This window comes from Leucobacter sp. 1207-22, from assembly GCF_052850455.1.
This window is the reverse complement of the sequence record NZ_VXCR01000001.1, coordinates 210,960-237,605: the sequence shown is the minus strand read 5'-3', so window position 1 is coordinate 237,605 and position 26,646 is coordinate 210,960. Positions and strand designations below refer to the sequence as shown.

Sequence of the window (26,646 nt, the reverse complement as noted above, 5' to 3'; positions counted from 1 at the left end):
TGCGCCGTTCTGGTTTGGGATCGTATGTGACTGATCGGTATAGCCAAGAGTCGCCAGGGTGACCTTATATATACGTGGCAGATGATCGCGACGCACTCGCGGTCGTACATGCGCCATTCACGCTCGGGAGTGCGTTGCACGGCTTGCATTGGACTCCCACGGCATTCCTGTGCGTACGAGAGTGGGCGCGACTGTCGACACACAAATGCGTTGGGAAAGTCGGAATGTTGGGCATGTATTTGAGTTCAAGGTCATTTAATGAACAGTTGTGGTTTATTAAATGAGTCGGTTATGCTCGCTGAGGCGCAATGGGGAATATTGAGGGAGCCGAGGAAAAAATAAGATGAACGCACGTGATTTCGCAGCAGTTGCATCGAGGTCCGAGAATCGCGATTCTAAAGCCATTGCAAAGGGTGGCGTTGGCAATGCTCTGCGTGTCTGTGCTGCGGTGGCTGCTGTCGGAACTGCATTTCTGCCGGCAGCCGCGGCGCATGCTGCGCCCATCGCTGAGTATGAATACAATTTCCGGGACGTGTTTACTGGCGCATACCAGCAGACCATCCCATTTGAAGCAAACGTGTCTACCACCAGTGTGGCTGGTGCTGGCGAAACTGTGAACTTCCGGTTCAGCCTGCGCACGGACCAGTGGAAGCCAGGATGGTTGTATCCGATGGACGCATTCAAGCTGAGGGTGGACCTCAGTAGCATCGCTGATGACGTGCTGGAAATCGATGACGTTCTGGACACGCTTGAGGCAACTCCAATGCATGGCCTGACGATGGAAATGGTCGGGAACACGGTCGAGTTCTATGGTGAGTTTGATGAGGATGCCCCTCGCGAGTTCGAAGTGAAATTCTCAGTTGATGTGGCCCCTGGCGGAGACGGGGTCTTGGGAGTACCTGCTTCGTTTGAAACTCGTGGCACCGATGATTTCAATGGCGAGCGTTGGGATTACGCTCCTGCAGGGGGAACCACTCTGCCTGTTGTGGTTGCGCACCCCGCGCCACTCGTCACTAAGGACGTTGACCGGTTGCTGGTGCTTCAATCAGCTCCAGATGTAAAATACACCATCACAGTCAAGCGTCCGGAAGGCGCAGAGGTTCCAGAGTACTTCTCGGTTGCAGAAGACCTGACGGACGTCATCCAGGAGGCGGGCGGACTCGTGCCAGACGAGTTTGTTCTGGAGCAGGGCCGTGGTGACTTTGAAGTTGTCGGCAACAAGCTCGTAGGTTCTGGTTTTTACGATCAGAATGGCGAATGGGTGCTGAGCTTTGTTGCGCCACATCTCGGGCTCGGTGACGCTGTGCTGACGAACACAGTCTGCGTGCAGTCTCCCGAACGAACGACCACGGCGCAGAAAGATCCGAATACTCCTGTGACGGGCATACCCGGCGACCCAAACGTGGTTCAGTTGGCCGTGCCGGGTGGTAGCGCGTGTGCAGAGGCTCCTGAAGTGGAAATTATTCACGCACCTGACAAGCCTGTGGAGCCCGACATTGAAGACCCAGAGGCGGCGATTCCCCCGAAGGTGCCCGAGACGGTTCCAGGAACGCCTCTGCCGGGGACCTCGGCGGAACAGCTTGCGGTGACTGGCTCGCAGTCTTTGGGTCTCGCCACGATGCTCGGATCATTGATTGCAGCTACCGGCGCAGTATTTGTCAGCGCTGCGGTCTTCGTACGCTGCGCTCGGCAGAAGCAATGAGTGACCGTTCAATACTTGTTCGTATCGCAAGCTACAGGGACCCTGAGCTGGCCCGAACGATCGCGTCTGCGTGGGAAACAGCGTCAAACCCGAAACGAGTGAAGTTCGCGATCGTCCAGCAAGCTGGCCCGGAGACCGTCGATCAACTCTCGATCGTGTCAAAAGACTCACGCGTATCGAGTTTCCAAGTTGACTGGACGCTGGCACGCGGTATCGGATGGGCGCGAAGGCTTACGGATCGCATGTGGCAAGGCGAAGACTTCACCTTGCAGATAGATGCACACACCCGATTTGCGCAAGGTTGGGATGATGCGTTGATCGGTGATTTTGAGTCGCTTGCTGATGATCGGGCAGTGCTTTCGTGCTACCCAGGACGATTTGTCATCAACGATGAATCGACAGCGACTTTGTATCAGGCGTCGCCCCACAAGATCGTTGCGGCAGGTGAGGACGAAGCTGGAGTTCCCAGGCAGACTGGAGGTGAGCCCTGCCCAGGGGGAACCCCTGCGCTGCTCGTAGCTGGTGGCTTCCAGTTCTCTGCTGGAACCATCTGTTCTGAAGTCGAGCAGATACGAGATGCTTCACTAGGTGACGAGTTCATTCGAGCGATGCAGCTTTTCACACATGGATGGAATGTCTACGTCCCGAACGCGGTTCCGATTTTTCACCTGTACCAACAGGATGCGCCAGTACGCGCGCACTCCTACTCTGCAGACTTCCGTTCGGACCCAAAACTGGTCCGTGTGATGCAAAAGTTGCGCATGCGGAGCATGGAAGCGCTCAACCAGACTCGTGAGGGGACGCAACACGCGGCCATTGGCCCAGTGCGCAGCCGAGAGAACTTCTATTCTCGTCTCCAACTCATATAGCGATGCGAAGCCTGCATTGCACGGTCAGTAAACTCTTGTGCATTGCGTGCACAGTGTTCAAATGACCTAACGCGTGCTTCTCGCCCTTGGATAGGCATGTCCTCGGTGATGCCGTTGAGACGAACCAGGACCCGCGCAGTAATCATGATTTGGAGTCTACGCTCACCAAAATCGGGACACGATTGGGACACGATGGCTAAATACGATGGCCTCCCGACGCCTCCCGACGCCTCCCGCGCGGTTCCAGTCGGTGCCACACAAACCCAAGGTCAGAGCAGGTAAAGTGCCATTGCATCCCGCTGCCTCCCGCTCGGGCAAAATAACCCTGCTCAACTGAGGGTCGGGGGTTCGAATCCCTCCGGGGGCACAAGTGGGTAAGTGAAACACCCCTCAACTTCACCGATTTTCAGGTGAAGTTGAGGGGTGTTTTTGTGTCCCGACGCGCATGCTGGCGATTATTGTGTGACGCACTACTCCCGAGGGATATTCATACGTATGGCTCTCCCCTTTTTACTGGGGTGAGTAGTCCCAGCAAAAAGGGGAGAGCGGGGCAGTTACGTTAGGGAGTCACCAGAGAGATAGCGGACAGCCGTGAGCGCGAGCGAGCGTGATACGTTCCTGAGTGATCGAATGCTGACCCATTCGTCAGGACCGTGGAGCCCTGCCCCTGTTGGTCCATAGATGAGCGATGCCGCTCCTGCATGGCTGTAGAAAGCTGCGTCCGCCACGGCTGGAAAGCCCGATATTGTGGCGGGACGGTTCTGGCTCGTCACAGCTTGTGACAGTGCCTGAACGATGGGGTCGTCAGCTGGGGTATCCATGGAAGGGAACCAGACACCCTTGAGTTCCCATTCAAAGGTTGGTGTATGCGTTCTGAGCCAAGGGTGGCGAGCCGCCCAGCGCAATACGCATGACTCAAATTCTTGTCGGACAGTCGACTCTTCACCAGGGAAGAATTTGATGTCAAAGTCGATCACTGCCGTGTCGGGAATCATCGCGGGGTTGTCGTAGAGCAGCGGGAGTCCATCCGCTCCTATCCCGCTTCCTGCACGGAGGACTCCCGGGGAAATGGTGGTAAACCCTGGCGGCAAAAGCGGGTGGCGTCGGGTCATTGCCCAATCCCACTCAAGCTGTCGAATCTCGCGGGTGAGGTCAGAGACCAGGTCAATCACGTTGACATTCATTTCCTCAAGTGGATCTCCGATGCGTTGCGGGTAGAGATCGGCGTACCGCCATGCGGAATGCCCATTCTGCCCGCGTAGTGTGACTCGAACCCATTCAAGGCCGCCCTCTGTCGTTTGAATTTCCTCGTCTGTCGGTTCGCTGACGATGACTGCCGTGGGAGCTGAGAATTGTGATAGCAATGCACGAGTGCCAGCGCCACCTGCCTCCTCATCGACAACTGAATGGAAAGCGAGCGCGTGTTGCTGCGCGAATCCGCACTCCTGGAGGGCTCGGATGGCTGTGAGGGCGCTTGCTACGCCACCTTTCATGTCGACGGCCCCCCGGCCAAAGAGCCTGTCGCCGGCAATCTCTCCGCCGAACGGATCTGTGTGCCATGTAGCGGTATCCCCAACCGGAACAACATCGATGTGTCCGTTAAAGACGAGTGTTCGAGGTGCCTCGGGATCGACGGCAGTGTGGAGGTTGGGACGTCCAGGGAGTCCTTCGGTGACTGAAGACTCGATGCCACTCTCTGCAAGCCTCGACGAAATGTACTCTTGTACGTTCGCCTCGCCTCCTGGGCTCGCCTCTGGGTCAAACTTTGGATTCACTGACGGAATTTTGATGAGGTCTTGCGCTGTACGAACAACTTCATCGGCATGGGAATCAAACCAAGCGTTGACGGTGTTCAGCATGTTTTTCATATCTGACATAAGGCTTCTGTCCTGACTGTGTTGTGTGCGTGATTTAGCTACTCGGAGAAGTGCGAGCTTGTAGCTGGCATGAGTGACGGGCCGTGAAGTATCCGTGCCGTGGCGAGGTATCCCAGTCCAGAAACGAGGATGGTGAGTACAGCTGGAATCCACCAATCTGGAATAACGACGTACGCAACTCCGCCGACCGCCGTCCAGAACAAGGCACTGATGTTGAAGCCGCCCTGGTACCAGTAGGCACCACCCACACGGAAGACCTGTGAGAGGTCGATGTTTCCTCGACGGATGAAGAGATAGTCGGCGACGAGCACACCAGCGAGCGGTGCAAAGATTAGGCCGGCGTTCGCAATCACGTCAGTAAATCTGTTTGCAAGTTGAGGGAGGAGCGCAAGCCCGATGCCGACCATGCCGACAATAAGCGTGCTCCAGAGTCTGCCTACATTTGGAAGCAGGTTGTTGAGGGCAAGGCCTCCGGTGTAGAGGTTCATGACGTTCACAGTCCAGTTTTCGAGCACGAGCACAATCAGGATGACAACGAGCGTGATCGTGCCGACTCCTGCGGCGCCCGCCACTTCGAAGGTGTTTCCGCTTGTGCCCTTGCTCCATGCTGCACCGAATGCACCGAAGGCTGCAGAGGCGCCTGCGCCGATCAGCGCGGCGGCGCTCGTGGCAATCCACATGGATCTGCGTGAAGCGGTGTAGCGGCAGTAATCTGCAGCATCAGTCACTTGACTTAGCCAGGTGACCGCAACGGTATTTGCGAAGATTGCGAAAGTGATGAGCTGCCCAGCGCCTCCTGCGTTGTAGCCGAGCACCTCGGACAGGCTCTGATCTCCCACCATGAGCAAGGCGATGACGATCCAGGGCAGACCAATCATCTTGGCGGGGAATGCGAGTCGTGAAAGCCAGGTGAGGCTGCTGTACCCCTTGACCGCGACGAGAAGCTGCAGAATGCCAAACACGAGGCAGACAGCAATGAAATTTAGGGAGAGGCCGGTGAGCCCCTTGATAGCAGACACAATGCCGTAGGCGCCCGCTGTGGTTTGCACCGCAAACCAAAATGCTGAACTGAGGGCTCGAAGAGTTGAGACTATCCAGCGAGAGGCCACGATGCCGAGCGTTGCACGGGTGGCGACGATGCCGGGAAGTCCGAAGTCCACTCCCAAGGTTGCGAGCACAATGTAAACCGCAAACGCCACTACGATTCCGGCGAGTACGGCACCTACTGCCTGGAACGGAGTGAGCCCAGAGATGACGGCCAATCCTCCGATGAGCATGAGGCCCGGGTTGAGGAGCGTGTTGACGAGGATCTGGAATAAGTGCCAGCCTCCTACTGTGCGTTCCTCGAGTGGAACTGGGTCGAGGCCACGCGTTTCTATTGAACTCTTGGTTGGGGTTGAGGTGGCTGGCGGTGCTGTCGTTGTGCCTATTGGGGGAGGTGTGGGGGTATTCATCTCGAGAGTTCTCCTTTGATATCTCGCTATGCAACCGGTCGAATCCACTGCGTTGGGGGCGACCGGGACGGATGTAACAAACATTCCGCCGAGGTCAATATTTACTCAATATTTACAAAATGAAACATGTAAGTTATGCAAACGTTACTTTTTGTCGACTGGGGGATGGGTTTTTTGCTCGTGCGCCCTGGGTGTCGATCTGGGTGCGTTTGAGGTGCCCGACGGTGGGGTTTCTGGGTGAATGCGAGGCGCTTGGGGCTGCAGTCCCAAGCGCCTCCGGCGTTTGACTTTCGGTAAAAAGTGCGGCTTGGGTAACGAAGCAATAACAACCGAAATTTCTTGAAACCCCAGCTCGGAGCGATAAAGGGCACATTTTCTGTGCGTTTGCTAGGTGCGCGCTGTGGGGCGTGGCGGATAGGGTCGAATGAGGGCATCTTCTTGCTTCGGCCGCCCGGTCGAGGCTCAAATTGGAGTACCCAAAAACCGCGGAAACCCCGCACAGGAGGACAATAATTTGGAAACGACAGCAGAACGCACAGCGCTCTCAGTCGACCACGCCTACAAGGTCTTCGGACGACGCCCCAAGGAGGCCGTGAAGCGGCTTCGAGCAGGCGCCACCCGCGATGATGTGCGCCAGTTTGGCACCGCCGCGGTGATCGACGCCTCGTTCGACGTACGCGTCGGCGAGATTTTCGTCGTCATGGGTCTGTCTGGGTCTGGCAAGTCCACGCTTATCCGCATGCTGAACGGGCTCGGTGAGACCACCGACGGCTCGATCACCGTGTTTGGCAACGAGATCGCAGGTGCGTCAAGCACTGATCTTCGTCGTATTCGACGTGAACGTATGTCGATGGTCTTTCAGCACTTCGCCTTGCTGCCACACCGAACGGTGCTTGATAACGCGGCATACGCGCTTGAAGTTAAAGGTGTGCCGCTTGCTGAGCGGCGCAGCAAGGCCCAAGAGTGGCTCGTCCGAGTTGGCCTTGCCGGCTGGGAGCAGTCTCTCCCCGGTGAGCTTTCTGGAGGCATGCAGCAGCGAGTTGGTTTGGCGCGAGCGTTTGCGGCAGACACCGACATCCTGCTGATGGATGAAGCCTTTTCGGCTCTCGATCCGCTCATTCGACGTGAAATGCAAGAGCTGCTCGTCGAACTCCAACAGGAGCTTGGCAAAACGATTGTGTTTATTACCCACGACTTGAACGAGGCAATGTTTCTCGGTGATCGCATTGCTGTGATGCGTGACGGTCGCATCGTACAGACAGGCACGCCGAACGACATTCTCACTGACCCGGCGAATGACTACGTAGCGCAATTTGTGCAAGACGTAGATCGAGCACGCGTACTGACCGCGGGTGATGTCATGGAGCATCCGCGCGCAGTCGTACCGGCAAGCGCGGGGCCACGTGCGGCGCTGCGCACCATGCGTGACCTCCAGACGTCAGCGTGCTTCGTGACGTCCAATGGGCGCAAGCTCCTTGGCGTCGTTCGAGATAAAGACATGTTGCGACTCGTGCGCGACGGTGGAAGTGACCTGCAGTCTGCGTTGAAGCCAACGCTGTCGGTCGTGTCACCAGATCAACTCATCGCTGAACTCTTTGAGCTCTCGGTTGAAAGCCCGCTGCCAGTCGCCGTTGTGGATTCAGAGGGACGACTTATTGGTGTCGTGCCCCGAGTGACGCTGTTGGCCTCACTTGCGAATCTGCCGACGCTCACGACAGAGATTCCCATCATCGAACCGACGCCTGACGTACCGCGCGCAACCATCACTGAGGCGCTCGAAATTTCGGAGGGTGGATCCGCGCCCAAGGTCGACAATGCTGAAGGGAGGAACGCATGAATTTCGACATTCGTATTCCTCTGGGTGAGTGGATCGCCGCAGCACTCGATTGGATCAAACTCACGTTCGATGACGGGCTCGGCGCAATCGCGACCGTGCTTCGCGCTGTCGTCGCCGGACTCGGTGACGCACTCATCGCAGTACCCGCTCCGCTGCTCATCCTCGTATTTGCGCTGCTGGCCTGGCTTGTACGTTCATGGCAGCTAGCGGTTGGCACCGCGGTCACGATGGTGCTGATTGTGACCCTTGATCAGTGGGACAACGCAATGCTCACCCTTTCGCTGGTGCTTGTCGCTGCTGTGATTGCTGTGATTATCGCAGTTCCGCTCGGCATTCTCGCGGCACGGTCTGACGGCTTTAGTGCCACGATTCGCCCGGTGCTCGACTTCTTGCAGACCATGCCAGCGCTGGTGTATCTCATTCCCGCGGTGACGTTCTTCTCCGTTGGCTTCGTGCCAGGTGTGTTCGCGACCGTCCTGTTTGCTCTGCCACCCGGTGTTCGATTCACCGAACTCGGTATCCGCGGTGTTGATGCAGAGACGGTTGAGGCTGGCCACGCGTTTGGCTCGACACCCGGCAAAATTCTGCGTGGTATTCAGTTGCCGCTCGCTGCACCGACGATTATGGCCGGTGTGAATCAGGTCATTATGTTGTCGCTTTCAATGGCCGTGATGGCGGGTATGGCAGGCGCGAATGGCCTGGGCAAGGAAGTCGTGTCTGCGCTCGCGACACTCGATACCGGAAAGGGTGTTGAAGCTGGGTTGAGCGTTGTCATCCTCGCCGTGTTCCTGGACCGCGTCACCGCGGCGCTCGGTACCCCGGCCGCATTCCCGCACTCACTCCTCGGCGCCACGCGCAAGCGACGAGACCGCCGTCGGACTGCTCAGGCGCAGACGGCCAATACCGCGGGCTAGCACACGTTTTGCCGGGTGTGTGTCGTCCGGCGTATGAGACCCCCAACGCGCATCTGCGCGAGGAAAGGAAAAAATGAAGAAGCGAAACCTGATCCGAGTCCTAGCTGTCGCTGCTGCGGCGAGCCTGACGCTCGCGGGCTGCTCCTCGAACACCGATGCTGGCGATTCGGGCGACGCAGGTGACGCCCAGACGATCACGCTCGGATACTTGCCGAGTTGGACCGATGGGCTGAGCACCGCGTACCTGCTCGAGAACCAGCTCGGAAAGCTGGGCTACGACGTCAAGATGGAAGAATTCACTGAGCCTGGTGTGATCTACGCCGGCCTCGCCAATGGTGACTTCGATATGTACCCATCGGCCTGGTCTGAAGCGACGCATAAGAGCTACATGGACGAATTTGGCAGCAAGATTGAAGATGTGGGTGCCTACTACGATGGCGCCGCACTGACGATCGCGGTGCCTGACTACATGACCGATGTGAATTCAATCGAGGATCTCAAAGGCAAAGCGGACCGCTTTGGTGGTGAGATTATCGGTATTGAGCCGGGCGCAGGCCTGACCAAGCAGACGCAAGAGGTCATGATGCCCGAGTACGAGCTTGATGGCGAATATGACCTGGTCACGTCGTCGACTGGTGCCATGCTTGCCACACTCAAGGGCAAGATCGATGCGAAGGAAGACGTCGTCGTCACGCTCTGGAAGCCGTTCTGGGCGAATGCCGCATTCCCGGTAAAGACCCTCACCGACCCGAAGGGGGGCATGGGTGAGACCGAGGCGCTGCACTTCCTCGGCACCAAGGGCTTCAGCGAGAAGTACCCTGAAGCCGCAAAGTACATTGAGCAGATCAAACTTGATGACGATGCGTATGGTGCGCTTGAAGAGCTCGTAACTGGTGATGAATACAAGAACAATCCAGAAGGTGCTGTTGAGGCGTGGGTGAAGGATCACGCTGACGCGTACCCAGGCATTATTCAGTAAGTAAGTGAGGCGAGAGTGGCCCGCATGTGATGTAACGTGCGGGCCACTCCCGTGTTTCGTCGACGGGGCTTCGTCTCTCTTGATACCAAGAGCTCGCGTATGCCGGGGTGGAGTGTGGCCCGCAATGTGTATGCAGAATCCTTGGACGCACGCTGTTACCCTGCTGTGAGATTGGCGAGCAAACGCAAAGGTGAGTGTGCACATGAGGCGCAGTGTTGAAGTGCTGACGGTCGCTTGTCTGGCTGGTGCGCTTGCCGCGTGCTCATCCAGTCCTACGCCATATGAGCCGAGCCCGAGTGATGAAGAGCGCATCGCCATTGAGTCCGCAGTCGGTGGTCCGGAGTATGGAACGGTGCTGCAGAAGAGCCGAGCGGGCGGATCGCACCCGCTGAATTCCTACAGTAGCTGCGACGGATATGACATCACCCTCACTGAGAAAGCAACGCCTGAGAAATATTGGCCGACGTGCTCATGGAGCTGGTGACGCAGCGTTCATGTTTTGGTTATGGATCCACGGTGAAATTTGCGGATCGTGACACTGTAGTGCTCACATGGTTGTCTGGCATGCGGGAAGCTCCCGACAACTTCGATAACGTCGCTGACTTGGTCTACGGAGACTGGCCGTCTGAAGTGCTCATTCAAGAGGATGAAACTGGGTCTGTCGAACTGCTCAGTAGGGTGAAGTTTGTTCCAGCTCAGATGTCATCGCTCATGACTGCGTTTGAGGCTATCCCCGCATACGACATTCCAGAAGCGAGTGAAAGTCAGCTGCCGGTGAGGGTGGCGTTGCTTGCGGATATTGGAGATGATGCTGAGCTCTTGGCGCCTCGCTCGCACTTGGTGTTTGATCCTGAGTTCCGCTCTGTGACGGAAGAACTGATTTCCGAGATCACCGCCATCGACGTTGCTGCGGAGCGCCCCGACTCGCCAATCGGTGTGCAGTTGGAAATCCGTGATGGCGCAGTTCAGGGCAAGGTGATGCTCGCGGTGACGCCTGAAGTGCATGTGACTGATACCACGGTGCTGTGGGGTGAGTTCGATGACCAGCTCGTGGGACCTCCGAAGATACGTGACGATACCCCGCAGTGGAGTCCGGCGTGGGCTGTCCCAACTGATCGTGCGTTCGATGTTGCGGCTGATGTGCATGAGCTTGTCGCGGGGACGGGGCTGCGTGACGAGGTAGAGGTCCTGCTGGTTGAGCCTGGACGGTTCGGGTATGTGCGGGCTGGGTACTTTGATACGGCCGCGGCGAGGGGCGAAGCGGGTCTGGCATCTTCGCACCCTGACAGAGTTCAAGAGTGAGTGTCGCGATGTTGTGAATTTGTAATGTCGCGGGCTCTGTAAGTCCTAGTGTTTGCTGGGACGCGCCTGTAACTTTGACTTTCCAATGTGCATTTCATGACTGCGATGCTTGTGAGTGTCGTTGGGTGGAAGGTGAATGCTACATGGCTCGTAAATCGCTGATGTTGTGCCTGTCGGTCTCGCTCTTGTGCGTGTTGTCGGCCTGAGCAAAGGTTGAGGCAGCGAGTGGGCCGCTTTCTGGTGACGCCTCAGTTGGGCAAGATCTCGACTCGACCCAGCAGACCGAATCTGACGGACTCGTCTCGGCGGGTGAGTGCACGGAGCGCCCACGGGTAACGATCACAGACTTGTACGTTGAAGAACCGACCGAGATTCTTGACGAAACCACCCTGCGTCGGGACGAAACGGCTAGCGGTGATGCGGCACAGGTAGTCTTCGAGCGCAGGTATCCATTGTTTCTCGAAGGTGTCGAAGAGATGGGTGTCGGGGGCACCTCGGTCAAGTTGTATGGACGCCCCGTAGATACCGGTGCGCGCGAGCAGGCGGCGGGGGCGGTTGAAATTGACTCGAGTAGTGACGTCCCTTCTGGGTATGTGCTGGAGGTTGGCGATACGCGTGAGGCGATCGCGCGCAGATTCTGCCTGCCGTTGCCATACATGGATGAGCTGAACTATTTCCAAAGTGCTGACCACCCGGGCGATAAAGTGCTGCTGCTGCCACCGCGGGCGATTATCGTCGAAGGAGCGCAATGAGGTGTGTGCAGGTTACACGGGAATTCGGCGTGCACCTTGGCCGGTGTCTGCGAGCGTGTCACCTGGGTTGAGGAGGCCGCAGGCTTTCATTGAGAGGCAGCCACAGCCGATGCAGCCGGTGAGTTCCTTTTCAAGCTGCTCGATTCCCTGACGCCTGAGCTCCAGCGTCTTTTTCCAGCGCCGTGAGGCACGCTGCCAATCCTCGTGTGTTGGTGTGCTGGTGAGCGGCACATCAGCGAAGGCGTCGGTAACGTCTTCGAGTGGGATGCCAAGCCGTTTGGCGACCGAAATGAGTGCGACGCGACGCAGCATGTGGCGTGGGTATCTACGCTGATTTCCCGCAGTGCGGTGTGAAGCGATGAGTCCGAGGCGCTCGTAGTAATGGAGGGCTGAAACGGCGACGCCGGTGCGATCGCTCATCTCGCCGACACTGAGAGGTTCTTCTGGCGTGTGCAGCTGTTCTGTCATGGGTTTCCCTCCGACTTGACCTCAACCTAACTTGAGGTTTTAGTCTAGCGTGCATGAAGCATTTCAACCGCTCCTGTGACGTGACGAACTCGGGAGTTCGCTCATGACCTATGTGATCGCTCTTCCGTGCGTTGATGTGAAGGACCGCGCATGCGTCGACGAATGTCCTGTCGACTGCATTTACGAAGGCGAGCGGATGCTCTACATCCACCCCGACGAATGCGTCGACTGTGGGGCGTGTGAACCGGTGTGCCCGGTAGAAGCGATCTACTACGAAGACGACCTCCCAGGCGAATGGCAAGACTATTACCACGCAAACGTGGAGTTCTTCGCAGAGGTCGGTTCGCCAGGTGGAGCAGGTCGCACTGGAATGTTGAACTTTGATCATCCCTTCGTCGCGGCCTTGCCGCCGCAGGACAACTAGGAATCCATAAATATGCACAACACGTCTCCACGAAACGTGGCGATCATTGGCGCAGGACCGGCCGGGATTTATGCCGCCGATCTCCTGCTCGCGCAAGCACCTGAGGTGCAGATTGATCTCTTTGAAAAGCTTCCTGCGCCATACGGGTTGGTGAGGTACGGGGTCTCGCCAGATCATCCACGCATTAAGAAGATTCAAGAGACCCTGCATGAGGTGCTTGATAATCCTCGCATCCGACTGCGTTGCAATGTTGAAGTTGGCGTAGACGTGACCATTGAGCAGTTACGCGGTGCGTATGATGCTGTGATCCTCTCAACTGGTGCAGACCGAGATGCAGATCTCGGGATCCCCGGTGAACAACTCCAAGGATCCTTCGGTGGCGCAGACTTCGTTGCTTGGTACGACGGACACCCTGACGCTCCAGTGGAGTGGCCGTTGCAGGCACAGTCCGTCGCTGTCATCGGTGCAGGCAATGTTGCGCTTGACGTCGCGAGAATGCTGATCAAGCACGCGGATCAGCTCGAACACACTGATATTCCGCCACATGTGGCCCGCGGCCTAGCTGAAAATCCGATCACCGATTTGCACATGTTTGTCAGGCGTGGTCCAGCTGACGTGCGATTCTCTCCAATGGAATTGCGTGAGCTTGGCGCCCAGCACGACGTTGACGTCATCGTGGACCCGGTAGATATGGAACTGGATGACCACGCACAACGCATGGTGAAACAGTTTTCACAGCGTCGTCTACTAGTGCGCACGATGACGGAGTGGTCTGAGCAGGATCAAGCCTCGTTGACGGGGTCGCGTCGCGTGCACTTCCACTTCTATCAGCAACCCGCCCGTGTGCATGGCGACCATCAGGTGACCACACTCGAAGTGGAACGGATGACGCCAGACGAACACGGGAGAGTGACCGGGTCTGGCGAATTTGAGCAGTACGACGTCGGTGCGGTCTATCGAACCATTGGGTATCGATCTTCACCGGTGCCGGGTGTTCCCTTCAATGCAGCCACCGGCACCATCCCTGAGAAGCACGGTCGGGTGCTCGACGAAACTGGCGATCCCATTGCTGGCGTGTATGTCACTGGGTGGATCCGCCGCGGCGCCATTGGACTTATCGGCTCAACAAAGTCCGATGCTGCGCAAACCGTTGCGAGCGTGCTTGAAGACCTGAGTGTGACTCCGGTCCAGCCTGGCGACGCAGCGCAGAAACTGTGTGAGCAGCTGACTGACTCTGTTGATTGGGAAGGTTGGCTGCAGATTGACGCAGCAGAGCGTGCGCTCGGCGCGGCCAGCGGACGTGAGCGCACGAAGATCGTGAGCCGCACAGCATTGCTTTCGCACGCTCGTGCAAAAGCTCACACACTTGATGAAGGAGAGAATGCATGACCAGCGACGAACTCGCGAACGAATTTAAGGCAGCCTTTCGAGAGCATCCTGCAGGAGTTGCCCTCATCACCGCCGAGGGCAGCGACGGTCCGGTTGGTCTGACTGCGTCGAGTGTCGCCTCCGTTGCAACCTCGCCTGCGGCCCTCGTATTCTCTGTGACACGGGCCACAGGTAGTGCGGGACAGATTCTGCACGCTGACACATTCCTCGTGCACCTCCTCGATGCTCGGCATGCGAGTGTTGCACAGGCTTTTGCCGTCTCTGGCAGTGAACGTTTTACTGCGGGGCAGGGCTGGTCGACGCTTCCGACAGGTGAGCCGCATCTCACCAACGTTCGCGCTGCACTGCGGTGCCGGAGCATGCAGACCGTCCCCGTTGGCGATTCCACCCTTGTCGTCGCCGAGGTGCTTGACATCGTGACGAGCGATAGCGGCGAGCCCATGATTTACCATGACCGCGCATTCCGTGAGACCGGTGCTGCGCTTGAGACCCGTTCGTAACGAATCCCCGCTACGAAAACCATTGAAAGGAATCCACTATGTCTGTGTACACACTGCCTGATCTTCCCTATGACTACTCCGCGCTCGCACCCCACGTGTCGGGACGCATCATGGAACTCCACCACTCGAAGCATCACCAGGCCTATGTGACGGGCGCAAATACCGCGCTCGAACAGCTTGCTGAGGCGCGCGAAACCGGCAACCTTGCGAACATCAACAAACTCGAGAAGGATCTTGCGTTCAACCTAGGTGGACACATCAACCACAGCGTCTTCTGGCAGAACCTCTCACCAAACGGTGGGGGAGAGCCTGAAGGCGATCTCGCGGAAGCGCTTGGTGCGCATTTCGGTTCGCTTGAGCGATTCAAGGCTCACTTCACAGCGACTGCCATGGGCGTGCAAGGTTCGGGTTGGTCAGTACTGGCTTGGGATGACCTTGGCAAGAAGCCTGTCATCTTCCAGCTCTTTGACCAGCAGGGCAATGCGCCGCTTGGCGTGACCCCGCTGTTGCAGCTCGACGTCTGGGAGCATGCGTACTACCTCGACTACCAGAACCTGCGTGCGGACTATGTAAAGGCATTCTGGAACATCGTGAACTGGGAAGACGTCGCGCGTCGCTTCGCGAAGGCGAACCAGGCATAACGCGCTACCAGCGCGAAGTGAGGGGTGGCGCGGATCCGAGGCCAGGATCCGCGCCACCCCTCTGGTTTTACTCCCTACTCAACCGACAGGCAACCGTCGTCGCGTTCATTCGGGCCAGAACGCACGAGCGCAGGCCGATTCAGGTTCCGATCAAGAATGCTGGCCAAATCTCTCGGCTGATGAGATGATGGCGCCATGACGAGCACAGTCAATGTTGACAACTTCGCCACTGCCGAAACGCATCGCATGATGCACGACCTGCAGCGTGAAGCCGGTGGAATCAATAGCTTCCTGCACAATCGCGCGCCCGCAGCGATTGACAATCAAACGGTGATTCGACTCAACCGAGATACGTTGTACAGCTTTGCTGTGGTCGATCTTGCGTCCGACGCCGTGCTGGTCATACCCGAGCACGGTGACCGCTACCTTTCGGCGATGGTGGTGAACGAACAGCACTACGTCACCGCGATTTTCCATGACGCGGGTGAATATCCGTTGCGTGCGGCTGACCTTGGTTCGCGCTATGTCGTGGTTGCGATACGTACCCTCGCGGATCCGCAAGACCAGAACGACCTTGCGCAAGTTGCACAGATTCAAGATCAGCTCGCACTGCGCGCAGAGTCGAATGAGGCCTTTGAAATGCCTGATTACGACGGCGTGAGTTTCGACGAGACGCGCGAAGCGCTGCTCATGCTTGCCCGAAACCTCACCGGATTTGAACACACCTTCGGCACGCGTGCCGACGTGGATCCGGTTCGGCACCTCATCGGTACTGCTGCGGGGTGGGGCGGTCTGCCATCGGATGAGGCGAGTTACATCGGCGTTGATCCACGGGTCCCTGAAGGGCAGTACGAACTCACCGTGAGCAACGTTCCCGTCGACGGATTCTGGTCGATCTCTGTGTACAACGCAGAAGGATTCTTTGAGCCGAATGAGCATGATGCATACACCGTGAATAACATCACAGCTCAACCCAATGCTGACGGCTCGGTCACGGTTCGCTTCGGTGACTACCCGGCTGGTGTCGCAAATGTGATCCCGACTCCGCCGCACTGGAACTACCTCATTCGCCTCTACCGTCCGCGACCGGAGATTGCTTCGGGCGAATGGAAGTTCCCTGATCTTGTAGCAGTGTAGGGCTGAACGGCACTGGCTTCAGCTCATTGTCGTTGCGACTTGAGATCGTGGCGAAAAGTTTTCTGGAACGACCTGTAACACTTGAGCGTGATCCGGAAATAATGAAGGTGTGAGCCATCCTTTGCCTGTGTCTGCAGTAGCGGAGACTGAAGCGACCGCGCGGTTTGGAGAACTTTTCCGCGCGTATCACTCGGTCATTCTCGCCGCCGCGTACAACCGACTGAGCGATGTCGGCGACGCTGAAGATATCACCGCAGAGGTGTTTTCAGCTGCCTGGGACAAGCGTGACCAAGCGGCACAAGTGTTCTCATTGCCGTGGCTATACAACACGTTGCGCAACAAGGTGGGTAATGAGTACCGCCGACGCGAGCGCGTGCTTCGGCGTGAAGAAAAGGCGCGCAACACTTCGCCGACCCCTGAGTTGGATGCTCAGCTGAGTGCCGAGCGCATTGAGCTGAGGCGCGTGGTCTCGATGCTGCAGGAGTCAGATCGCGAACTGATTTGGATGGCGTTCTGGGAAGAGCTCACAGGTGAGGAGATGGCCGCTGTGCTCGGCTGTTCCCACACCACGCTTCGCGTACGACTCTCGCGTGCAAAGAAGCGGCTGAAAATCCTGATTGACCAATCTGATGCTCCGGAGGGCGGTGACCTCACATGATCACTGACGACGAACTTTTTAAGCGAATGAGCGATGCTCGCCCGCCGACTCCGTATCGGGGGAGCGCGCTGACTCCCGAGCGCGAGGCCTTGCTTTCGGAGATTACTGGGGCGCCAAGGCAGCCTGCTGTTGCGCCAACCACTTGCGTGCCCAAAGGGCGACCGACGGCGCTCGCGCGAACCACACTGATCACGCTGTCGATGGTGTTGCTTGTGGTGTTTGGCAGCATCGGAGTGCTCTCAAGCTTGAGCTCGTCGACCGCGGTTGCGACCACTCCTGAGCCTTTGAAAATTCGTACCCTTGATGGAAAGATGAGTGCACTCCTTATGAGTTACAGCAAGTCGATTGCTGCGCATCAACGCAGCGCAGAACGGCCGGTCAAATTCCAGACCTGGGCTATGGCGTTTGATCCTGTCGATCCGCCATCGTTCATGCAGCCGGAGGTCGCTGAACTGACGTTCAATGCGGATGGTTCGAGTGTGTACCGCGTTACGGCGGCAGCGCCAGTTGATGGCGCTGGCAGGCCGATTGCGGCAGCTGATGCGCTGCCAGCGGGTGCCGTAATTTCTGAGGACAGATTTGCGGCAGGCAGCTTCCCAAACCTCTTCCCTGAGATTCCTCCAGCGGTGAACTGGAAGACCTATCTTGCAAGTGCGCTTGACGCCTCAACTGACTTGAACGCGGGGGAAGTGTTTGGGGCAGTTCGCCTGCTCTTGTCTGAGCGCTCGCTGTCGAGCGCTCAGCATGCCTCGCTCGTGCAGTATGTTGCCACCCTGCCTGACGTGCGATTGCACGGTGAAGTCACTGACCGTCTTGGTCGGACAGGCGCGTACATCAGTACGGACGCTATGGCCCCTGGCGAATATCAGGACGTGCTGATCATCAGTGCTGATCTCGGCATCATTGCGCACGAGGTGATGTACATCGGTACTGATAGAGAAGACCTGGCGTCGCTCACTGTAACTGAATATACGGGTTGGTACTAAGAGAAAGAGTTTTCCGTTGCGCAAAATGTTGTTTTCGGTGGCTGCAGCCGCACTGTTGGTCTTCGCTCCCGGCGTGGGTGCAGCTCAGGCTGCGACATCACCACTGCAGCTGGAGATTGATGAAATTCTCGCCGCGTATCCCGGAGGTACGCAAGTGGGCGAGCGCGAGATTAGCTGGGACGGCGGTGAGGTGATTCTCACGCTCGAGCCGGAGTTCACTACGTTTGCCGTCGGGAACTGTGCAACCGGCTCGTTCTGTGCGTATACCGGCGCAAACCGATCGGGCACAAAGGTCTCGTTCACTAACTGCAGCGCGACGAATTCGACCTCCGTGCTGGGTAAACCGGTTCGTTCGGTAGCAAATGCTCGCTCCTCGGGTTCGGTGCGCGCGTACAACGGTTCGTCAACAGTGCTCACCGTTGCAGCCGGGGGCACCTCAAACACGACTTCGACGGTGACCCGCCTGGGTTGCTAGGAGGTGGCGGATCGTTTGATCCGGTGGCCCCGGTGGTGCTCGGTGCGAGCGGCACCGGGGCCTTCTGCTTGGCGGACGGCTGACCGCGGATCGCTTGTGCTATTAATGTAGAACAACTTGTGCTAGGTTTGTGGCACAAGCTCAATCTGAGAGAGGTGCTTCATGGACTGGCTAATTTCGATGTGGTACGAAATGAAACAAGCGTTTCCCCTGGAAAATGCGGCAACTTTTGGGGTCGTGCTGTTCGCGCTGAGCTGGTTGGTTCCCCGGCGCATCATCACTTTGCCATCAGAAGGCATCCGTCGAACGCTGGTCTTGTGGGGTGGCCTTGTCGGCGGCATACTTGTCGCGGTAACGGCCACGGTGATGAGTGCGATCCGCATTTCGTCGACAGACCTCTCGGGATTTGACGGCTGGTGGCGTCGCCCGGCGCCGCTCATCGTTGCGACCGTGGTCGTCATTATCATGTGGGGTGTGCTGCGGCGCGAGCAGGTTCCCCCGCCAGGTACGCGAGCGATTGCTCCTCGCCGGTCCTGGTACGTATTTGCGTCAGTGTCACTCTTGGGTGCTGCTGGGATCGTGAGTGCGGTGCTCCTGCTAACTGCAACGTGGCACAGCATGATTGGTACAACTGCGCCTCGAGAAGGATTCTTCTTGGGCGAGGTGCCTGAACACTCAGAACAGGCAATCTATATGTCGTTCAACAACGGTTTTGGCTTTGTTGCTGGCGCCGGTTGGCTCAACCACTGGGGCACCATTTTCGCGGTTCTTGTTGCGGCGATTGTTCTGATTCTGGTGTTGCGCGCAGACGCAAATGTCCCGGCGTATGCCGTGAACTCGGCATCGAGCGTAAAACACAACCGATCTGCGGTTGCAATCTGCATGCAGCTGTTGTTGTTTGCTGGTGCGCTCGCGACGCTCGGCGCAGTGTGGATGCACGTTGGAACCGTTGGCGGTGCAATGGTTGGACTCGAAGACCCTACGATGTCACCGCAGGTACCGCTTTTCATTACTGGTTCATATCATGCAGTGGCGCAGCCGCTGAATCTCGCTGGGTACCTCTTGCAGGCTGCTGGTTTGGCGCTCGCGCTCCGGATTGCCGTCGATGCGGTACGTGCTGCGAGGGACTCTCGCGCAACTGGTACTCAGACTTCGGTGAACGAGCCCTCGCGTGAGCAGGTGCAGGTATGACGTCACAGGTTTCTCAGCCGGCGCTCTCCGCCGATGACATTACGGAACTCTTTCGTGGGGCAATTCGCTCCGGTCAACTTGGCGATGACGAGCGACTTCCGACGGTGCGTCAGACTGCCCGCGACTTTGGTGTTGCTCAGGCGACAGCTGCGAAAGTTTACAAGACGCTTGAATCTGAAGGTTTGGTCATTGCTCGTACCGCTGCTGGTACGCGGGTCGCACCGGGTGCGTCGCGCGCGCCGAAGCGGGTTGTTGAGCACGCACGTGTGCTGATCGAGACCGCGTGTGAACTCGACGTTCCACTTGAAGAGGTACTTGCGATTGTACGTGCACTTGGGGCCGCCCGAAATGATGACAAGACAACGGCAGAGCAACAGGCCTGAAGACTATGCCTTTCGGTACTGCGCGGTGATGGGGCATGCGAACGGATATCGGGCGGCGAGCCCAACCTTGTTCAAATAATCGATCACGATTGCGTACGAACGAAGGAGTGATGTCTCGGTGTAGGGGACCTCGAGAGCTTCACAATGTTCGCGAACGAATCGTCTTGCCTGCGCAAGGTGCGGGCGAGACATGCTTGGGAACAAGTGATGTTCAATCTGATAGTTGAGTCCGCCCATGAGCGCCGTCGCCCACCAGCCGCCTCGGATATTGCGTGAGGTGCGAACCTGCTTGGAAAAGAAATCAAGTTTCGCGTCGCGAGCGATTACAGGCATTCCCTTGTGATTAGGTGCGAACGTCGCACCCATATACAAGCCAAATGTCGCCAGTTGTACTCCGAGAAACGCAAAAGCCATGCCTGCAGGGATGAAAAGAAATAGCGGGAGGAGCAGCGCAACGAATCGTGCGAAGATGATGCTGAGTTCCACCCAGCGCCCCTTGACCGGAGCACGCCCGAGCAGGTGTCGCAAGCTTTGTGCATGGAGGTTAATTCCCTCAAGCGTCAGCAACGGGAAGAACAGCCAGCCTTGTCTGCGAGTGATGGCACGGCGTAGACCAGTTGCCTGCACAGCGTCCTCCTCGATGAACGAGATGGTATCGACCTCGATGTCTGGATCCTTGCCGACCCGATTGGGGTTTGAATGGTGGCGGGTGTGCTTCGAATCCCACCAGGCATAGCTCAAGCCAATTCATGCTGCGAGGACGCGGGCAAGCCGGTCATTGGCAGGCCCGCGGGCAAGTATCTGTCGATGAGCTGCCTCGTGCGTGAGGAACGCTATCTGAGTGAAGATCACTCCAAGTGCAGCCGCAATAAGCAGCTGGAACCAACTAGACCCCAGCAAAATGAACCCGGTGACGGCACCACCAAACGCAACTGCAATCGCGCTTGCCGTGAGCGCGTAGAAGACATATGTGCGTCGCAGCAGCCCAGCGTCTCGGACGCGTTGAGACACCATGGTGTACGCACGTGCAATCGGTGGAAAGTCTTGAGCGCTGGCTCGTGTCGGGCGGAGTGCGCCCTGCACCGTAGCGGAACTGAATTGCATAGCCGACAACAGCGGCACCTGCTTCCATAACGGCTCGGCAAATACCGACCCTGGTAAAGCCACTGGCAGCTGCCGATCGCTAGAACCACAGGCTAACCCACCCAGCATGCGCCAGCCGGCATGTGATGGATGGTGCACCCCTATGATCAGCGACAACTGTTTCAGCGAGATGTCTGAGGTGACAAGTAAAGTGTGTTGCGTTACCCGCTGACCCGGCTGGAGCAGGAGCGCCTCGGCCACGCGACACTGAGGAGTGCCACGTCTTGCAACGATTCCAAGTCGAGCTTTCTGGGCTCGTAAACCTGCTGTCACGTCATCTGTATTCAGGCCCGCAGGTGTTCGTGCGTGAGCTTATGCAGAACGGCGTTGACGCAATTACCGCGCGCAGAGCTTTTGCGCCGGGGTGTCCTGCGCGGATCACGTTTACTGTGCGCGATGAATTGCTTGAAGTGCGTGATACTGGCGTTGGCCTTGACGAGGCAGAAGCCGAGGAACTGCTTGCGACGATTGGGCGCTCATCAAAAAGAGACGCCGAACTCGGTGGCGGTCGCGAAGAATTCCTCGGCCAGTTTGGCGTCGGGATGCTCGCAGCCTTTATGGTGGCGACACGCATCGAAGTGTTCTCGCACTCGGCAAAGCAAGCTGATGCGGCTACGGTGCACTGGGTAGGGCAGGACGACGGCACCTTCACCGTCTCGACGCTTCCCGCGGGACATCCAGATGCGCTCGACGAGCCTGGCTCGTTGGTGCGGCTCCGAGCACGCGCAGACATGCGCTCATGGCTTGAGCCTGAGACGGTGCGAAACCTTGCTGAAGAATATGGCGGCCTGCTCGACATCCCCATCACCGTTGCTGACCACAGCACGACGTCGGTTGATTCGGGTCCTGTTCGTGTCAACGAGCCGACCCTGCCGTGGCTGAACGAGTATCCGTCAGCAACCGCGCGGCGTCAGGCATTGCACCAGTACTGCGAGACGACGTTCGGTTTCACTCCGATTGGGATGATTGACTTCTCGGTTCCGGTATCGGGGGTGAGCGGTGTCGCCTTTGTGCTGCCGCAAGCAGTGGCCTCGGGCGCGCACGGCCACCGGGTGTATCTCAAACGTATGCTCGTGAGCGCCCATAGTCCTGAACTGTTGCCAGATTGGGCATTCTTTGTTCGCGCCGTCGCCGACACCGGGCTGAGTCCCACGGCTTCACGTGAGGCATTGCACGAAGACGAGCTTCTTGAAGCAACGCGCGAAGCCATCGGTGGTCAGCTGAAGGCGTGGATCCGCCGCAATCTACGAAGTGGCCTGCCCGCTGCAACCCAGTTCATCCGTACCCACTCGCTCGCGCTTCGTTCCCTCGCGCTTGAAGACGACGAGATGCTTGAACTGGTCAGCGAGGTATTGCCATACGAGACGAGCGATGGGCTCATGTCGCTGGCAGCTGCGGTGCGCGGGGGAGAGCTTCGCTACGCCGCCACAACTGAGACTTTCCGAACCATTGCGCCCATTGCTCGTGCGCAGGGAATCGTCTTGGTAAACGCGGGCTACGTGTATGACGGTGACATTATGCACCGGCTCGCACGTCATGGGTGGGTCGTGAACGCACTCGGGCCGAACGATCTTGTGCAAGAGCTTTCCGAACCAGCAGATGAGCGCAAAGCGGTGGTCGCTGGGGCGCTCGCTCGAGCACGCCAGGTGCTTGACGCTGACGATTGCGACGTTGTGCTGCGCGAATTTGAACCAGCGCACACTCCTGCGCTCATGCTCCGCAATCGCGAGCAGGAGTTTCAGCGGGAGCTTCGTGAGGAACAGACGCTGCAAGATGATGCGTGGGGGTCATTGCTCGGTGCATTCACCACGAACGATTCCACGCCGACACGGACGCTTGTGCTCAACGATGCGACCCCGGTCGTGAGGCAGCTCCTCGACGCCGATGGCATCGTGTTCGATGCGGGCGTACGGAGTCTCTATTTGTCTGCACTCATGCTCGCGGGCGAGGGCCTGCGCAGCTCAGAAATTGAAACCCTCAACACTTCTCTGAGCACTTTGCTCGGGGCCAGCCTGGGAGGCACACACTAATGCGTTTTGAAGAGGCTCAACAAGAACTGTTTGAGATCTACCGGATGCCGCATGGCACTCCACGGATCGAGCGTGCCGAACAGATCGCCAGGCGGATCGAGCTCGAAGGTCCACAAGAGAAGCTCGCTGAAGCATTGCTTGACCTGGTCGAAGCTTATGTTTTCGGTGACGAAGGGCATAAAGGTTTCTCAGGGCTTGCGCGAACTCTGCGCTGGTTCGATGAGCGGCCAGAACTGTTTGATGATGCCGATAGGCGAAACCTCTTCTGGGAATTCAAATGGGTTGCCGGTGATCTCGCAGACTGGGCACAAATCGAGCGATCTGGAGCAGAAAGTGTCCTCGCCGATATGGAGCGGCGGTATGCGCTCGCTGGATACGGTGCGTCGGGACCGCTCGCTGCCAAGTTCCGGTACGCATACTCAACCGGAGACATCACTGGTGCCGAGCAGCTGCGCGGCGCATGGCTCGCGGCGCCTCGTGACGAGATGTCACAGTGTGAGGCATGCGAGCCCGGTGAACTTGCTGAGTACTACACCGAGCAGGAACGGTATGGCGAAGCACTCGATCTCGCCCCTCGCATGCACGGGAACTGCAATATCGAACCCAGCCGGGGGCTTTCAGCACTCGCACTGTCGCAGCTGTTGAGCGGCAACCTCGCAGACGCAGAGCAGTCGGTCCGGACCTCGCAACGACGATTGCAAATCGACACACCAACAGACCTCGTCGTCGTGCGAGCACGTTTGCTTGAGGTCTTGCTTCGAGCAGGCGAACATGAAGAAGCCCTGAAGATGCTCCGTACTCGAGACCTGGTCTTGCTCGAGTCTTGTGCGTCACCACTTGACTGGCTGCGCGTGCTGCTTTCGTTGCTTGCTGGGTTCTCAGCTGCCGCACATGTCGCGCCAGAGACCCCTACGGGCCTTGCTCCGGGGTTGCCACAGACCATCGCTGAAGCGCGTGATTGGGCGGCCGCCGAGTCTATGCCGCTGGTTGCACAGTTCGACGCCCGCAACGGCAACGCGTACTTTTCACAGTTGCGTGAGCGGGCAAGCGCAGCGACACCAAGTAACGAGACCTTTGCCGAGGTGCGTGAGTCGAATACCACGTTGGCACCCACATCAGCTGTCACCAGCAGCATCCCTGAGGAGCACCCCATGAGCAACACCAACCTTGATTTCACGACCCTTGCTCCTCTCTCGAAGGAGCGGATGCAGGCCGTACTTGATGCGATGGACATCAACCACGGCACTGATGATGACGGCGATATCGTCGCAGCGTTTGACGACCACATGTTCTGGTTCTTTACCGGTGGCGAAAGTGGCGAGATTTTTCTCGCTCGCGCACACTGGCGGGCTTGGCTGCCGAACGCTCGTCTGCAGGAAGCGCTCGAGACGGTGAACGAATGGAACGGTTCACGTTTCTTCCCTGCAGTGAGCTTGATTGTTGACAACGACGGCGACGTTATTCTGCGCGCGATGCGTGCCGCAGACTGCGAGTTCGGAATCACCGATGCGCAGCTGAGCCAGGAGTTGCGCACGATCATCGGCACAGCCTTGCAGTTCTTTGAACTATTGGAGGAACGTTTCCCAACTGCAGTTGCAGATGCAGAAGCGCAGCGTGAGGAACGCCGCCGAGCCCAAGGCTGAGCCTGAGACACGTCAACGGGGTGGGTGCGCTGAGGCGCCCCACCCCGTTTTTCGTGCGAGCGTGCCCTCGCACCAGCGTGGATAGTGTCGGCGTGTCGGATAGATCACGATGTAAGAAGCGCAGGAACGTGAGTACGGCAGGCAGAAATTCGCACTGGGAAGCAAAGTATTGGGAGAAAAATCCCTGCCCCTGTTGATATTTCAATGCTGCGAACCCCTCGTTAGCAGAGAAACAGGCGTAGATGCCACTTCGTGTCAGTAATTGTTACTTTGAAAAGTTGCTGATCACGGGCTTAATTGCGATTCCAGAGGCACCTGATACGGTGGAGAGGTTGCTAGCGCGCGGATGGTTGAGACTTGGCAGTCTCCCTATACGCCGTAGGCTTCCCGTCGCGAATCCTCGATTCGCTTGTCTCGCTGGTTGTGCAGGTCGGGAAGTACTGCGTGCTGCCCTGAGCAACGAGCTACGAGTGAATGTGAGTGAGGAAGATATATGGAACGTAAGAAAAAAGTAGCGATCATTGGTGCTGGCCCTAGCGGCATGGCACAAATGCGTGCGTTTGAATCTGCAATGAAGCAGGGCGAAGACGTGCCTGAATTTGTCTGCTTTGAAAAGCAGAGCGATTGGGGTGGCCAGTGGAACTACACCTGGCGCACCGGTGTCGACGAATTTGGTGAGCCCGTTCATTCGAGCATGTACCGCAACCTGTGGTCGAACGGGCCCAAGGAAGGGCTCGAATTCGCAGACTACTCGTTTGATGAGCACTTCGGGCGTCCGATTTCTTCATACCCACCCCGTACCGTGCTCTGGGAGTACATCGCAGGCCGACTCAAGCAGAGCGATCTCCGCCAGCATGTGCGCTTCGAAACGGTGGTTCGGTTCGTAAACTGGGACGAAGACACTCAACTGTTTACCGTCTTGAGCGAGCACCTACCGTCTCAGGAGACTCGAACTGAGACGTTTGACAACATCATCGTGGCAAGTGGCCACTTCTCCTTCCCGAATGCCCCAGAGGTGTCGGGTATCGAGAGCTTCCCTGGCATTGTTCACCACGCACATGACTTCCGCGGCGCAGAAGGGTTCGCGGATCTTGACGTGCTCGTTGTCGGTGCGAGTTACTCTGCAGAAGACATCGGCAGCCAGGCATTCAAAATGGGGGCCAAGTCGGTGACGGCAAGCTACCGATCACGGCCCATGGGATATGACTGGCCGAAGGGCTTTGAAGAGCGTCCCTTGGTTGAGCGATTTGACGGAGACATTGCGCACTTTGCAGATGGCTCCACTAAGCGCTTCGACGTCGTGATCTTGTGCACGGGGTACGTACACAAGTACCCATTCTTGCCGACGGAGCTTGCGCTTTCAGGGCCCAACACCGTCTACCCGGAAGGGCTCTACCTTGGTGTCGCGTGGGATGCGAATCCCAACCTCTTCTACGTCGGCGCCCAGGATCAGTGGTTCACGTTCAACATGTTTGATGCGCAGGCTTGGACCGTCCGCGATTTCATCATGGGAAAGACTCCGATTCCAGTCGCCGCGGAACGGGCAGCCTCAATTGCTGAATGGTCAGCAAAGTTTGATGCGATCAGTTCTGAAGCCGAGAGCATATTATTCCAGGGCGAATACGTGCGTGACCTCATTGATCGCTCTGATTACCCTGACTTCAGCGTCGAGGAAGCCGCGCAGATCTTCATTCAGTGGAAGAGCGACAAAGCGAAAGACATCATGGGCTATCGCGACCTCACCTACCGCTCGGTGATCACCGGTACGCGTGCCGCAAAGCATCACACGCCATGGCTTGAAGAACTCGATGACAGCGTCGAACGGTACCTCGCTACAGATGTTGAACCGGAGCGCGAGGCACGAAGCGCCTAAGGCTCTCAGAACAGGGGCG

General features: G+C 57.8%; 24 protein-coding genes and 1 pseudogene. 21 read left to right on the top strand and 4 right to left on the bottom strand.

Annotation, left to right across the window (positions count from 1 at the left end):
• Nucleotides 1-343: 343 nt before the first annotated feature.
• Together FW756_RS01030 and FW756_RS01025 are read left to right on the top strand one after the other, a co-directional pair.
• A complete protein-coding gene (locus FW756_RS01030) occupies nt 344-1,702 on the top strand; it encodes a hypothetical protein (protein WP_446428327.1) in 1,359 nt (452 codons plus the stop codon).
• Nucleotides 1,699-2,571, top strand: a complete 873-nt coding sequence (locus FW756_RS01025; protein WP_446428326.1) for a GlcNAc-transferase family protein — start codon at nt 1,699-1,701, stop codon at nt 2,569-2,571. Before FW756_RS01030 ends, FW756_RS01025 begins: the two co-directional genes overlap by 4 nt.
• 554 nt (nt 2,572-3,125) lie before the next feature.
• On the opposite strand, the gene FW756_RS01020 is transcribed toward FW756_RS01025, so the two are convergent.
• Together FW756_RS01020 and FW756_RS01015 are read right to left on the bottom strand one after the other, a co-directional pair.
• Entirely contained in the window at nt 3,126-4,448 is a 1,323-nt protein-coding gene (locus tag FW756_RS01020) for a M20 family metallopeptidase (protein WP_446428325.1), read from the bottom strand.
• Between the two features lie 38 nt (nt 4,449-4,486).
• Complete coding sequence (locus FW756_RS01015) at nt 4,487-5,902, bottom strand: purine-cytosine permease family protein (protein ID WP_446428324.1); 1,416 nt, start codon at nt 5,900-5,902, stop codon at nt 4,487-4,489.
• A 514-nt stretch (nt 5,903-6,416) separates the two neighbouring features.
• On the opposite strand from FW756_RS01015, the gene FW756_RS01010 reads away from it, so the two are divergent.
• From FW756_RS01010 to FW756_RS00985, 6 genes are all read left to right on the top strand, one after another.
• Entirely contained in the window at nt 6,417-7,739 is a 1,323-nt protein-coding gene (locus tag FW756_RS01010) for a quaternary amine ABC transporter ATP-binding protein (protein WP_446428323.1), read from the top strand.
• Entirely contained in the window at nt 7,736-8,653 is a 918-nt protein-coding gene (locus FW756_RS01005) for an ABC transporter permease (protein WP_446428322.1), read from the top strand. The genes FW756_RS01010 and FW756_RS01005 overlap by 4 nt, the downstream gene beginning before the upstream one ends.
• Nucleotides 8,654-8,726: 73 nt before the next feature.
• Nucleotides 8,727-9,632, top strand: a complete 906-nt coding sequence (locus tag FW756_RS01000; protein WP_446428321.1) for a glycine betaine ABC transporter substrate-binding protein — start codon at nt 8,727-8,729, stop codon at nt 9,630-9,632.
• A gap of 202 nt (nt 9,633-9,834) precedes the next feature.
• Complete coding sequence (locus FW756_RS00995) at nt 9,835-10,116, top strand: hypothetical protein (RefSeq protein ID WP_446428320.1); 282 nt, start codon at nt 9,835-9,837, stop codon at nt 10,114-10,116.
• Nucleotides 10,117-10,148: 32 nt separating this feature from the next.
• Nucleotides 10,149-10,934, top strand: coding sequence for a hypothetical protein (locus FW756_RS00990; RefSeq protein ID WP_446428319.1), 786 nt, complete (start codon nt 10,149-10,151; stop codon nt 10,932-10,934).
• Between the two features lie 347 nt (nt 10,935-11,281).
• Nucleotides 11,282-11,686, top strand: coding sequence for a hypothetical protein (locus FW756_RS00985; protein ID WP_446428318.1), 405 nt, complete (start codon nt 11,282-11,284; stop codon nt 11,684-11,686).
• A 12-nt stretch (nt 11,687-11,698) separates the two neighbouring features.
• Here the strand turns inward: FW756_RS00985 and soxR are convergent, their stop codons facing one another.
• Nucleotides 11,699-12,154, bottom strand: a complete 456-nt coding sequence (gene soxR / locus FW756_RS00980) for a redox-sensitive transcriptional activator SoxR (protein WP_446428317.1) — start codon at nt 12,152-12,154, stop codon at nt 11,699-11,701.
• Between the two features lie 103 nt (nt 12,155-12,257).
• Between soxR and fdxA the strand changes: the two genes are divergently transcribed.
• From fdxA to FW756_RS00930, 10 genes are all read left to right on the top strand, one after another.
• Entirely contained in the window at nt 12,258-12,578 is a 321-nt protein-coding gene (gene fdxA / locus FW756_RS00975) for a ferredoxin (protein ID WP_446428316.1), read from the top strand.
• Between the two features lie 12 nt (nt 12,579-12,590).
• Entirely contained in the window at nt 12,591-13,967 is a 1,377-nt protein-coding gene (locus FW756_RS00970) for an FAD-dependent oxidoreductase (RefSeq protein WP_446428315.1), read from the top strand.
• Nucleotides 13,964-14,467 carry a flavin reductase family protein gene (locus FW756_RS00965; RefSeq protein WP_446428314.1) on the top strand — a complete coding sequence of 168 codons (504 nt, stop codon included), beginning with the start codon at nt 13,964-13,966 and terminating at the stop codon, nt 14,465-14,467. The genes FW756_RS00970 and FW756_RS00965 overlap by 4 nt, the downstream gene beginning before the upstream one ends.
• Nucleotides 14,468-14,505: 38 nt before the next feature.
• Entirely contained in the window at nt 14,506-15,108 is a 603-nt protein-coding gene (locus FW756_RS00960; RefSeq protein ID WP_446428313.1) for a superoxide dismutase, read from the top strand.
• A 195-nt stretch (nt 15,109-15,303) separates the two neighbouring features.
• Nucleotides 15,304-16,245, top strand: coding sequence for a DUF1214 domain-containing protein (locus FW756_RS00955; protein ID WP_446428312.1), 942 nt, complete (start codon nt 15,304-15,306; stop codon nt 16,243-16,245).
• A gap of 127 nt (nt 16,246-16,372) precedes the next feature.
• On the top strand, nt 16,373-16,903 hold the full coding sequence (locus FW756_RS00950) for an RNA polymerase sigma factor (RefSeq protein ID WP_446428311.1): 531 nt from the start codon (nt 16,373-16,375) through the stop codon (nt 16,901-16,903).
• Complete coding sequence (locus tag FW756_RS00945) at nt 16,900-17,889, top strand: hypothetical protein (RefSeq protein ID WP_446428310.1); 990 nt, start codon at nt 16,900-16,902, stop codon at nt 17,887-17,889. The genes FW756_RS00950 and FW756_RS00945 overlap by 4 nt, the downstream gene beginning before the upstream one ends.
• A 37-nt stretch (nt 17,890-17,926) precedes the next feature.
• Nucleotides 17,927-18,364 (top strand): peptidase inhibitor family I36 protein, encoded by a 438-nt coding sequence (locus FW756_RS00940; RefSeq protein WP_446428309.1) that lies wholly within the window; start codon nt 17,927-17,929, stop codon nt 18,362-18,364.
• Between the two features lie 192 nt (nt 18,365-18,556).
• Nucleotides 18,557-19,555, top strand: a complete 999-nt coding sequence (locus FW756_RS00935; protein WP_446428308.1) for a hypothetical protein — start codon at nt 18,557-18,559, stop codon at nt 19,553-19,555.
• Nucleotides 19,552-19,938, top strand: coding sequence for a GntR family transcriptional regulator (locus FW756_RS00930; protein WP_446428307.1), 387 nt, complete (start codon nt 19,552-19,554; stop codon nt 19,936-19,938). Before FW756_RS00935 ends, FW756_RS00930 begins: the two co-directional genes overlap by 4 nt.
• A gap of 3 nt (nt 19,939-19,941) precedes the next feature.
• Here FW756_RS00930 and FW756_RS00925 read toward each other — a convergent pair.
• Nucleotides 19,942-21,042 (bottom strand): annotated as a pseudogene (locus FW756_RS00925) (fatty acid desaturase family protein).
• Nucleotides 21,043-21,305: 263 nt separating this feature from the next.
• Here FW756_RS00925 and FW756_RS00920 point away from each other — a divergent pair.
• From FW756_RS00920 to FW756_RS00910, 3 genes are all read left to right on the top strand, one after another.
• The gene (locus FW756_RS00920; RefSeq protein WP_446428306.1) at nt 21,306-23,111 is read left to right on the top strand and encodes an HSP90 family protein; all 1,806 of its coding nucleotides are present in this window, start codon (nt 21,306-21,308) and stop codon (nt 23,109-23,111) included.
• Nucleotides 23,111-24,754, top strand: a complete 1,644-nt coding sequence (locus FW756_RS00915) for a YbjN domain-containing protein (RefSeq protein WP_446428305.1) — start codon at nt 23,111-23,113, stop codon at nt 24,752-24,754. Before FW756_RS00920 ends, FW756_RS00915 begins: the two co-directional genes overlap by 1 nt.
• A gap of 493 nt (nt 24,755-25,247) precedes the next feature.
• Nucleotides 25,248-26,627: an NAD(P)-binding domain-containing protein gene (locus FW756_RS00910; RefSeq protein ID WP_446428304.1), complete on the top strand. Its 1,380-nt coding sequence runs from the start codon at nt 25,248-25,250 to the stop codon at nt 26,625-26,627.
• The last annotated feature ends 19 nt before the right edge of the window (nt 26,628-26,646 follow it).